Source organism: Nocardioides sp. CF8 (genome assembly GCF_000389985.1).
GTDB lineage: Bacteria > Actinomycetota > Actinomycetes > Propionibacteriales > Nocardioidaceae > Nocardioides > Nocardioides allogilvus.
The window spans coordinates 3,890,979-3,901,996 of the sequence record NZ_CM001852.1 but is presented as its reverse complement, the minus strand read 5'-3'; the positions used below and the strand labels follow the sequence as shown (position 1 = coordinate 3,901,996).

General features: G+C 67.6%; 7 protein-coding genes. All 7 read right to left on the bottom strand.

The features are described 5' to 3' along the window. Positions 1-162 precede the first annotated feature (162 nt). The gene (locus CF8_RS18995; RefSeq protein WP_010834719.1) at positions 163-2,937 is read right to left on the bottom strand and encodes a heavy metal translocating P-type ATPase; all 2,775 of its coding nucleotides are present in this window, start codon (positions 2,935-2,937) and stop codon (positions 163-165) included. Between the two features lie 297 nt (positions 2,938-3,234). Continuing rightward, positions 3,235-5,694, bottom strand: a complete 2,460-nt coding sequence (locus tag CF8_RS18990; RefSeq protein ID WP_010834718.1) for a heavy metal translocating P-type ATPase — start codon at positions 5,692-5,694, stop codon at positions 3,235-3,237. Further along, positions 5,691-8,039, bottom strand: coding sequence for a heavy metal translocating P-type ATPase (locus CF8_RS18985; protein ID WP_010834717.1), 2,349 nt, complete (start codon positions 8,037-8,039; stop codon positions 5,691-5,693). The genes CF8_RS18990 and CF8_RS18985 overlap by 4 nt, the downstream gene beginning before the upstream one ends. Before the next feature lie 60 nt (positions 8,040-8,099). Continuing rightward, the gene (locus CF8_RS21650; protein WP_010834716.1) at positions 8,100-8,489 is read right to left on the bottom strand and encodes a heavy-metal-associated domain-containing protein; all 390 of its coding nucleotides are present in this window, start codon (positions 8,487-8,489) and stop codon (positions 8,100-8,102) included. A 29-nt stretch (positions 8,490-8,518) separates the two neighbouring features. Then, positions 8,519-8,803: a metal-sensitive transcriptional regulator gene (locus CF8_RS18975; RefSeq protein WP_010834715.1), complete on the bottom strand. Its 285-nt coding sequence runs from the start codon at positions 8,801-8,803 to the stop codon at positions 8,519-8,521. A gap of 150 nt (positions 8,804-8,953) precedes the next feature. Next, positions 8,954-10,150: a YVTN family beta-propeller repeat protein gene (locus CF8_RS18970; protein ID WP_010834714.1), complete on the bottom strand. Its 1,197-nt coding sequence runs from the start codon at positions 10,148-10,150 to the stop codon at positions 8,954-8,956. A gap of 150 nt (positions 10,151-10,300) precedes the next feature. Further along, positions 10,301-10,957: a sensor histidine kinase gene (locus CF8_RS18965; protein WP_010834713.1), complete on the bottom strand. Its 657-nt coding sequence runs from the start codon at positions 10,955-10,957 to the stop codon at positions 10,301-10,303. Positions 10,958-11,018 lie beyond the last annotated feature (61 nt).

Sequence of the window (11,018 nt, the reverse complement as noted above, 5' to 3'; positions counted from 1 at the left end):
AGCCGCTGCCTAACCTCCGTGGACAGAACAGCTAGGGCGCCTCGTGTCCCTGCGATCTTGACCTCCCGAGATGGAGAGTCCAACCAGATCAGGTCAAGATTCGCTGAAGAAATCCGCCGGGTCGATCGACCAATCCGCGACAGGTCCGCACGTGGCAGTCGGTCAGGTACCGGTGCCGGCGTACATGCCTGGGTCCTTCTCGAAGCTGGCGGCGCAGTGCTCGGAGCAGAAGAGGTACGTCGTTTCGGCGTACTCAACGCTGCGAACAGCATCAGCGGGGTCGATTGCCATTCCGCAGACAGGGTCGACAACGGTTGCACTGGACATGGGTGATCCTCCTTGGTGAGTGCCTTTTGTGGTGTCCTTCGCTGTGGGCCCTACCTCTACGACCGGTTCCCCCTCGAGGGGTTGGACGGTGTCAGGAAAGGCCCGGGGGCGGAAGGTCTTGAGCCGGTTGGCATTGGCGACCACCGACAGAGAAGAGAGGGCCATTGCCGCGGCGGCGATCATGGGGCTCAAGGTGAGGCCCAGTGACGGGTAGAGGGCGCCCGCTGCGACGGGGATGCCGAGCCCGTTGTAGACGAAGGCGAACCCCAGGTTCTGCTTGATGTTGCGCATGGTGGCCCGGGACAGGTCGACTGCGGTCACCACACCGGCCAGGGCACCTGAGACCAAGGTGATATCAGAGGACTCGATGGCCACGTCGGTGCCGGTGCCGATGGCTGATCCGATGTCCGCCTGGGCCAGGGCCGGGGCGTCGTTGATGCCGTCGCCCACCATCCCGACGATGCGTCCCTCGGCTTGGAGGCGCTTGACCTCCGCGGCCTTGTGCTCGGGCAGGACCTCGGCGAGCACCCGGCGGATGCCGACCTGACGTGCGATCGCCGCGGCCGTGGTCCGGTTGTCGCCGGTCATCATGACGACGTCGATGCCGCGCGACTGCAGTGCCGCCACGGCGGCCGCCGAGCCATCCTTGACCGTGTCCGCGACGCCGATCACCCCGGCTGGGATACCAGCAACTGCCGCGAGGATGGGTGTCTTTCCGTCGACGGCCAGTGCCTCGACGTGAGCAAGCAGCGGGGTGGGGTCGATGCCAGCGCCCGCTAGGAGTCGTGGGCTGCCGACCAGCACTTCGCGGCCGGCGATCAGCGCGCGGACGCCCTGCCCCGTGACCGAGTCGAAGGCGGTGACTTCAGGGAGAGGCAGGTGTTGGCGCTTGGCCCCATCCACGATTGCGGAGGCCAGCGGGTGCTCGGAGGAGTTCTCGACCGCGGCCACTGTCGCGAGCAGGTCGTCGCCGGTGAAGCCTGCCAATGGAATCACATCGGTCAGGACGGGGGTGCCGTTGGTGATGGTGCCCGTCTTGTCCAGCACGACCGTGTCCAGTTTGTGCGCGGTCTCGAGTGCCTCTGCCGAGCGGATGAGGATGCCGTTGGTGGCGCCCTTTCCGGTACCCACCGTGATGGACATGGGCGTGGCGAGGCCGAGGGCGCAGGGGCAGGCGATGATGAGGACTGACACTGCGGCGACGAGCGCGAACACCAAGGCGGGGTCGGGGCCGGCGAGGGCCCAGACCACGAAGGTCCAGACTGCGATGGCGATGACCGCCGGGACGAAGTAGCTGGACACTGTGTCTACGAGTCGTTGGATCGGCGCCTTGGAGCCCTGCGCCTCCCGGACCAGCTTGATGATCCGGGCGAGCATGGTCTCCCCGCCGACCTTGGTCGCGGCATAGCGGAAGGTGCCGGTCTGGTTGATGGTCGCCCCGATGACGGTGTCACCTGGCGCCTTGGCGACCGGAATCGGCTCGCCCGTGACCATCGACTCGTCGACCGCGGAAGCTCCCTCGGTGACTTGTCCGTCGACTGGCAGTTTCTCGCCCGGGCGCACCACGACGATGTCGTTGACGACGACGTCGTCAATCTGGACCTCCACCTCGAGGCCATCACGCACGACGCGAGCCGTGCGCGGCTGCAGACCAATGAGGGTGCGGATCGCTTCACCCGTGCCTGCCTTTGCTCGGGTCTCGAGCAGGCGGCCGAGCAGGATCAGCGTGATGATCACCCCGACTGCCTCGTAGTACACCTCGCGCACGTCTTGCGGGAGCAAGCCGGGGGCGACAGTCACGACCAGGCTGTAGCCGAAGGCTGCGACCGTTCCGAGGGTGATGAGGGAGTTCATGTCCGCGGTCCGGTGGCTGAGAGCCAACCAACCTGTGCGGTGGATCGGCCAGCCCGTGTACACCATGACGGGCGCGATCAGGGCCAACTGGAACCACCTGTTCATCAGGAGCTCGGGCATCCAGGTCACAGCGAAGAACTCGGTCAGCATGACGGCGAAGAGCACCGGGGCGCTGAGGACCGCTCCCACGATCACCCGACGGGACAGATCCGAGATCTCCGCGGCACGCTCGGCGGCCTCCGGGTCCTCACCCTCGCGACCGTCTGGAGACACAGAATCGTTTGTGTCGGTCACCACCGGTGACTTGTTACTGTCGCGGTTCGTTTGAGAGTGGTCGCGACCCAGGTTGTCGTCAGTGGTCGGGGTCTGTCCCGAATCGTCTCCCCCGGCAACGCGAAGCGTCCCGCTGATCATGTTCATCCCGCAGGCGAAGCGGTAAGTCCCCTCCTCCGTCGGAGTGAACTCCACGGCAGTCGTGGCATGTGCCGGCAACAGCTCGTTGACCTTGAACTCCGGCATGACGACCCGCGAGGAGCAGTCGCCGGATTCCTGGCGGTCAAACACCATCCGCACTGGGGTACCTGGTCGCACCTCGAGCAGGTCAGGGTGGTAGCCGCCCTTCACCGTCACTCGAACCACCTGGAACCCGTCCTCGAGCTGCGCGTGGCTGGTCCTTCTTGGGCCGAAGAAGAACCACGCGAGCACGCTGGTGAGAATCAGTGCGGCCAAGATGACGAGTGCGTCATTGACGTTCATCGGACTTCTCCTCCGGTCACGGCGATCGAGCAGGCAACCGCGCAATGGCAATGCCTCGCTTGCGTACTTACTCAGGCAACCGGCTGCAGGTATCGGGTGTGCATTCCTGCCGTGAAGGTTCGATCAAGAAACCGGCCCTAGTCAGTCGGCGGTCTGACTCAGATCGGACGGTCCTCGAGCGACCCCTCGAGAGGGCCATCACTGCCCTGGCGGTGCTGCGCGCGGAGGTGCTCGACTGCCGCGTCTCCCATCGAATGCACGTGCTCCTGGAGTTGACCACGAGGGCCCTTGGGGGACCTAGTGCGCTGGCTGCAGGCTGTCAGCCTGAACTGGTTCGGGGTCAGCGGGCTGCGTGGGCAGCGGTAGGCGCTTGAGCATCAAGGCATTCACGGCAACCAGGAAGCTCGACCCGGACATTGACAGCGCGGCGATCTCGGGCCGCAGCACCAGGCCGAACGCGGGCTCGAAGACGCCGGCGGCGATCGGCAACGCGATTGCGTTGTAGCCCACTGCCCACCCGAGGTTCTGTCGCATCTTGCGCAGCGTGCCCCGTCCGATCGTCAGTGCCACCGGCACGTCGAGCGGGTCGGAGCGCATGAGGACGACATCGGCGGCCTCGATGGCGACGTCGGTGCCGGCGCCAACGGCGATACCGACGTCGGCCTGCACCAGCGAGGGCGAGTCGTTGACGCCGTCGCCGACCATCGCGACGACGCGTCCTTCGTCTTGCAGCTGCTGGACGTGACGTGCCTTGTCCTCGGGCAGCACCTCGGCAATGACGGTGTCGATTCCGAGTTCCTCCGCGATCCGCTCGGCGGTCGCGTGGTTGTCGCCGGTGAGCATGACGACCCGGATGCCGGCCTTGTGCATGGCCGTGACTGCGGCGGCGGAGGTCTCGCGGACCGCGTCGGCCATCCCGATCACGGCGACCACGTTGCCGTCGACGGCGACGAACACCGCGGTGCGTCCGCCTGAGGCGATTTCGTCGCGCTGCGCTCCGAGGTCGCCGACCGCGATGTCCTCTGATTCCATGAGCCGTCGGTTGCCGATCGCGACCTTGTGTCCGTCGACCTCGGCGAGCGCCCCGATGCCGGTGACGTTGCGGAAGCCGGTGGCGCGCAGGCGTGGGGCGTCTGTCGCGTCGACGTGACGCACGACTGCCTGAGCGAGTGGGTGCTCGGACTCGCGTTCGAGGGCACTGGCCAGGGCGAGGGCTCGTTGTTCGTCGACGCCGGGGGCGAGGACGACGTCGGTGACCTCGGGTTCGCCTTTGGTGAGGGTGCCGGTCTTGTCCATCACCACGGTGTCGATCCGGGCCGATGTCTCGATCGCGGTGGCGTTCTTGAACAGGATGCCCCGCTTGGCACCGAGCCCGGAACCGACCATGATCGCGGTCGGCGTGGCCAGGCCCAGCGCGTCGGGGCAGGTGATGACGACAACGGTGATCGCGAACAGCAGCGCGGTCTGCACGCTCGCGCCCGCCGCCAGCCAGACCAAGAAGGTTCCGGCCCCGCCGATTAGGGCGACAAGGACGAGCCAGAACGCGGCTTTGTCCGCGAGTCGCTGTCCGGGGGCCTTGGAGTTCTGCGCCTGCTGCACGAGCGCGACGATCTGGGCCAGGGCAGTGTCCGCGCCGACCTTGGTGGCACGGACGCGGAGGGTGCCGGTGGTGTTGACGGTGGCCCCGATGACCGGGTCGCCAGGTGACTTGTGCACCGGGAGGCTCTCGCCGGTGACCAACGCCTCGTCGACGTCGGAGTCACCTTCCTCCACGACCCCGTCGGTCGCGATCTTGGCGCCCGGGCGCACCAGGAGCAGGTCCCCGACGACGACCTCCGCTGTGGACACCTCGACCGGTTCGCCGTCGCGGATGACGAGACCCTGCGGAGGCGCCAGATCAAGGAGGGTTCGGATGGCGTCGTTGGCGCCGCCACGGGCGCGCATCTCGAACCAGTGCCCGAGCAGCACGAACGCGGTCAGCACCGTGGCCGCCTCGTAGAACACCTCACCGCCACCGGTGAGGGTGACCCCGAGCGAGTAGAGCCAGCCGGCCCCCACGGCGACGGCAACCAGCACCATCATGTCGAGCGTGCGAGCGCGCAGCGCCCGCCAGGCCCCGTCGAAGAAGATCCAGGCCGAGTAGAACACCACCGGCAGTGACAGCAACAGGCTGAACACGTCGTCGCGTAGGCCGAACGGCGCGACGGTCTCGAAACCCAACACCTCCCGGCCGATCGGTGACCACAACAGAATGGGCACGGAGAGCAGCGCAGCAACGAGGAGCCGGTTGCGCATGTCGCGGACCATGTCGGCCATCGACATGGACCCGTGCCCGCCGTGGCCCATCGCGTCGTGCGGCGAGCTCACCGGAGACGCGGGTGCCGTCGGGTGCCCCGCGTGCGCGTCTTGGGTGATGTGGCCGTCGTGTCCAGTCGCGGACCTCGGCTCGGTCATCGGGTCGCACACGTGCTGCGGGACCGACTGGCCGGCGCAGTGGAAGCCGCACTGACGTACCCACGCCCGCAGCTCGCTCAGGTTCGTGCGGTTGCGGTCGTAGGTGACAGTGGCGGTCTGCGAGACCGGGTTGGCATCGACCGAAAGGACACCGGGCCGCCGGGCCAGAACGGCCTCGGCCACGTTCTTGCTGCTGGCCCATTGGACTCCCGAGACCTCCAGGACGGTGGTGGCGATGCCGTTGCTCTCGCCACCCTGATGCCCGGGATCGTGTTGGCCGTCGGAGTGTGAATGCGTGGTCATCGCTCTGCCTTCCTGGAAGAAACGCGGGTCACCGCGTGGTCCTGCCCTGCGTCCGGATGAGATGAGGAGGATGTGGAGACGGCCTGGAACCGGCGCAGCCTCAGGCTGTTGGACACCACGAACACCGAAGAGAACGCCATCGCAGCGCCGGCGATGAGTGGGTTGAGCAACCCGAGTGCGGCGAGGGGAAGAGCGGCCACGTTGTAGGCGAAGGCCCAGAACAGGTTGCCCTTGATGGTCCGCAAGGTACGGCGCGAGAGTCTGATCGCGTCGACGGCCGCGCGCAGATCGCCACGCACCAGTGTGAGGTCAGAAGCCTCGATGGCCACGTCGGTGCCGGTGCCCATGGCGATGCCGAGGTCAGACGTGGCCAGTGCGGCGGCATCGTTGACGCCGTCGCCGACCATCGCCACGGTGCGGCCCTCGCGCTGGAGACGTTCGACGACGGCGACCTTTTCCGCCGGGAGAACTTCGGCGATCACCTCGTCGATGCCGACTGCCGCGGCGACGGCGCGGGCGGCGCGTTCGTTGTCGCCAGTGAGCAGCACCGGGCGCAACCCGAGCTGCTTGAGCTCGGCGACGGCCTGGGCGCTGGTGGGCTTGATCGTGTCGGAGACGACCACCACGCCACGGGCGGCGCCGTCCCACCCGATGGCAATCACGGTCCGGCCCTGCTGCTCCGCGATCTGGACCGCCTCAATGAGGTGCGCATCGAGGGGTTGGCTCCACTCCTGGGCGAGCCAGCCCGGCCGTCCGGCCACGACGGCGTGGCCGTCCACGACGCCCGCAACCCCGAGGCCCTGGGTTGAGGCGAACCCCTCGACGTCGGGCAGCCGTTCCCCGAGTCGGGCGCGGGCGCCGGCTGCGATCGCCTGACCAACCGGGTGTTCCGAGGCGTGCTCCACAGCCCCGACCAGCCGGAGCAGGTTCTCGGCGTCGACGCCGTCGGCGGGGATGGCCTCGGCCAGTTCCATCCTCCCGGTGGTCACGGTGCCGGTCTTGTCGAGCACGATGGTGTCGACCACCCGGGTGGACTCGAGGACCTCGGGGCCCTTGATCAACACGCCGAGCTGGGCGCCACGACCGGTCCCCACCAGCAGGGCGGTCGGTGTGGCCAGCCCCAGGGCGCACGGGCAGGCGATGATGAGCACCGCTACTGCGGCGGTGAAAGCCGCGGTCACGCTGTGTCCGGTCAACAGCCAGCCAGCCAGCGTCAGCAGGGACAGGCCGATGACGACGGGCACGAAGACCGCCGAGACCCGGTCGGCGAGGCGTTGGACCTGCGCCTTGCCGTTCTGGGCGTCCTCGACGAGTCGGGCCATCTGAGCCAGCTGGGTGTCGGCTCCGACCCGGGTGGCAGCGACGACCAGTCGACCGCCGGCGTTGATGGTGGCACCCACGACCGGATCACCAGGGCCGACTTCGACCGGGACTGGTTCTCCCGTGAGCATGGAGGCGTCGACGGCAGAGGTACCCGCCTCGACGACTCCGTCGGTGGCGACCTTCTCCCCCGGGCGTACGACGAACCGGTCGCCGACGGCGAGCTGGTGCGCGGGGATGCGCACCTCTCCCCCGTCCCGGAGGACCGCGACATCCTTGGCGCCCATGTCGAGCAGCGCTCGCAGCGCCGCGCCGGACTGTCGCTTGGCGCGGGCCTCGAAGTAGCGGCCGGCGATGATGAAGGTGGTGACGGCCGCGGCGACTTCGAGGTAGATGTGGACGCCCGCGTCTGCATCGGGGAAGAGGTCGAACGGCATCCGCATTCCGGTCATCCCGGCGTGGGTGAACAGCAGCGCCCACAGCGACCACAGCCAGGCGGCGGAGACTCCGACCGAGATCAGGGTGTCCATGGTGGCTGCGCCATGCCGGGCGTTGGTCACGGCGGCGCGGTGGAACGGCCAAGCACCCCAGACCACGACTGGTGAGGCCAGGGTCAGGGAGATCCACTGCCAGTTGTCGAACTGCACCGCCGGGATCATCGACAAGGCCAGCACCGGCACGGTCAGCACCGCTGAGATGACCAGTCGCTGCCACCAGCCCGCGGCCTCGATGTCCCGGTCGTCCGACGCGGTGGCAGTCGGTGGTTCCCCGTCGCTGTACGCCGGAGGCGGCACGGTTGCGGTGTAGCCGGTGGCCTCGACCACCCCCACGAGGTCATCGGGGGTGAGCGTGGCTGGGTAGCTGACCTTTGCCTTCTCGGTGGCATAGTTGACCGTGGCAGTGACCCCGTCCAGCCTGTTCAGCTTCTTCTCGATCCGAGCCGCGCAGGAGGCACAGGTCATCCCACCGATGCTCAGATCCAGCTCACGGCTGGACTGATCTGGGGTGGTGGTGGGCGTCGTCATCCGAGTTCATCTCCTCGCACAGCCGTGTATTGCGGCGGGTTGCGGTGGTCTGCCGGTGGGCTATCGCTGAGCGAGTTGGTAGTCGCCAGCCTCCTCGAGAGCGCCCGTGACATGGGTGTCGTCCAGGGTGGTAACGCTCACGACTGTCACCGTCGAGATGCCGCCGGCGACGAGCTCGATCTGCACATCGGTGACGCCAGCGAGGGACTTGAGCTCGCTGGTGACGGCTCCGGCGCAGTGGCCGCAGGTCATTCCGGAGACGGCGTAGCTGTGGGTGGTCGTGGTGTTCTCCACGTCGATCGCCTTGGACGCCGCGGACGTGGTGGCCGAGCCGGTGTCAGCAGCACCGCAACCGCAACCGCCACATCCGCAGCTGCCGGCGTCGGCGCTCTGGTCTGCCAGCAGCGGCTGGCTGCGGGCCTGGTCATTGGTCTCGGTGGTCTCGGTCATCGGACTTCCTTAGGTCGGGTGCTGCTGGGTCAGGAGCGGACAAGCCGGGCAATGGCCTCGGATGCCTCGGTGAGCTTGCGTCGCGTGTCCTCGGGGCCTTCGACGTGCGTGAGGCAGTGCTTCAGATGCTGGTCAAGCAGCAGCAGTGCCACGCTCTCGAGGGCCTTGGTGGCAGCTGCGATCTGGGTGAGGATGTCAATGCAGTAGGTGTCTTCATCCACCAGGCGCTGGATCCCGCGGACTTGCCCCTCGACGCGTCGCAGACGGGTCTGAATGGCCTTTTTCTCGGTGATGTAGCCAGGCTCCGTGTGCATCGCCGGCCTCCTTGAGAGTCATGTCTGACTGCCGCTGTTCGTCACAAATCATAATACCCCTAGGGGGTATCAGCGCAAGTAGTGGCGGAATACCTTCACCGAACCTTCATGTCGCCGGCTCCGCCACCGGGAGTCCGCGGTCGCGGTGGGTCAGTGGGTGTCGCCGTCATGACCTTCGTCGTCCGAGTGCTGCGCTGGTTCCCCGGCGGTTCCGTCTGGGAGGCGGAGCATCGTGGTGGGCGCTGGCTCCACGGTGAGGGGTGAGTAGCTGATGCCGTTCGGCTTCCCTCCGACCGGGATCCTGGCCACCACGGTGAGGGTTGCGAGGTCGATCACGGCAACGTCGTTGCCATACAGGTTGGTGACGTAGGCATGCTTCCCCGAGGGCTCGACGACAATCCCATGGGCGCCTTGGCCGGTGTCCACGTTCTCGGTGAGCGTGAACGACCCGATGTCGATGAACGACACGGTGGTTCCCGGCGCCGTTTCGTCTCCCTGGTTGGCCACGAGCAGGAAGCGGTTGTCGGGGGTGACGAACGTCTGGATCGGACCGTCGCCGACCTTGATCTTGCCGACCAGGCGTCGGCGGGCGACGTCGACCTTGGCGACAGCGTCCTCACCGTTGAGGGAGACGTAGACGAAACGGCCGTCCGGAGAGAACGCGACCTGCGCAGGGCCTCGGCCCACAGCTATGTCGTCCACCAGCGTGTTGGTGGTGGTGTCGATGACACTCAAGGTGGTGCCGGACACGTTCGCTACGTAGATCCAGCGTCCGTCCGGACTCGGGCGGAGTCCGTGGGGTCCGGCCCCGGCGGGGATCGTCGCGACCCGACGCATGGTTGCGGTGTCGATGGCGGTGACGGTCCTGTCCTCGGCATTGGTGGTGTAGGCGGTCGCTCCATCTGGGGTGACCACGATGTGGGCCGGGGATCCCCCGGTGGGCACAGCACCGTGGACCTCCAGGGAGGTGGTGTCGAGCATCGCGGCGAACGAGTCATGGCCGCTGACTGTCCACAAGCTCGCCCCGTCCGGCCCCATCTGCACGTTGTGCGGGCCCTCGATGCCGTCCAGGGTGGTGGCCACCTGGTGGGTGGCTGCGTCGATGGCGGTGAGGGTGCCGCCTTCCTCGTTCGCGACCCACACAGTTCCGGTCACCATTCCGGTGTGGGCGGTGGGCACGGTGTCGGCCGTCTCTTCGTCCGGTCCAGTGAGCGCGATGACGCCGATGGCGGCAGCCAGCAGGCCTGCCAGTGGCGTGGCGAGAAATAGCATGAACTTTCGGCGTCCACGTGGTCGGCCGCTGGGACGCGAGGTCGGGTCTGCGCTGCGCGCGGCGGTCTGGTTCATGGGCGGAAGCTCCTGACAGGTGGGGGACGCGTCGCAGCGTGCCTGCGTCACGGGTTCCCCCTGAGACTCGGCGATCCGTCTCGTCGTTCAGCCGAGGTTTCGGTGAAGGTTCGGTGAAGGTGCCTTGGGACCAAAGTCCCTCGCCTGCCGTCAGGCTGCGGGGATGCGGACGGTGAAGGTGCTGCCGTGTCCGGGTCCGGCACTGGTGGCGGAGATGCCGCCGCGGTGGGCCTCGATGAGGGCCTTGGCGATGGCCAGTCCGATGCCGGAGCCGCCGTGGTGGCGGTCGCGGGCCGTGTCGACGCGGTAGAACCGGTCGAAGAGGTGGGGCAGGTGTTCTGCGGCGATACCGTCGCCGGTGTCGGCCACGGCGTACTCGACCCAGTCGTCCACCCGCCGGCAGGACACCGTGACGCGGCCGCCAGCCGGGGTGTGACGGAGCGCGTTGTCGATCAGGTTGCCCAGCACTTGTCCGATCCGGTCGGGGTCGACATCGACCCGGCCCGCTGGGTGCAGGTCGACGTCGAACCGGACACCCTTGGCCTCGTAGCGATCGCGAGCCGCGTCCACGGCCGTGGCAGCGACCTCGGTCGCATCCACGGAACGAGGATCGAGGCGCAGGTCTCCTTCCTCGGCGTGCGAGACCGCTCCGATGTCTTCGGCGAGCCGCCGCAACCGGTGGGTCGAGGAACGCAGCACCGTGACGGTGTCGGAGTCGAGATGGCGTACTCCGTCCTCGAGCGCCTCGAGGTGGGCGTCGATGGTCGCCAGGGGTGTGCGCATCTCGTGAGCGAGGTCGGCGAGCATCTGACGTCGCGTGGATTCAGTGGCCTCTAGTCCTTAAGGATCACGGGTTGGGGTGACACCC

Coding starts and splice junctions, on each gene's coding strand:
- CF8_RS18995 (WP_010834719.1), bottom strand. CDS start 2,937: ATGAACGTCAATGACGCACTCGTCATCTTGGCCGCACTGATTCTCACC.
- CF8_RS18990 (WP_010834718.1), bottom strand. CDS start 5,694: ATGACCACGCATTCACACTCCGACGGCCAACACGATCCCGGGCATCAG.
- CF8_RS18985 (WP_010834717.1), bottom strand. CDS start 8,039: ATGACGACGCCCACCACCACCCCAGATCAGTCCAGCCGTGAGCTGGAT.
- CF8_RS21650 (WP_010834716.1), bottom strand. CDS start 8,489: ATGACCGAGACCACCGAGACCAATGACCAGGCCCGCAGCCAGCCGCTG.
- CF8_RS18975 (WP_010834715.1), bottom strand. CDS start 8,803: ATGCACACGGAGCCTGGCTACATCACCGAGAAAAAGGCCATTCAGACC.
- CF8_RS18970 (WP_010834714.1), bottom strand. CDS start 10,150: ATGAACCAGACCGCCGCGCGCAGCGCAGACCCGACCTCGCGTCCCAGC.
- CF8_RS18965 (WP_010834713.1), bottom strand. CDS start 10,957: ATGCTCGCCGACCTCGCTCACGAGATGCGCACACCCCTGGCGACCATC.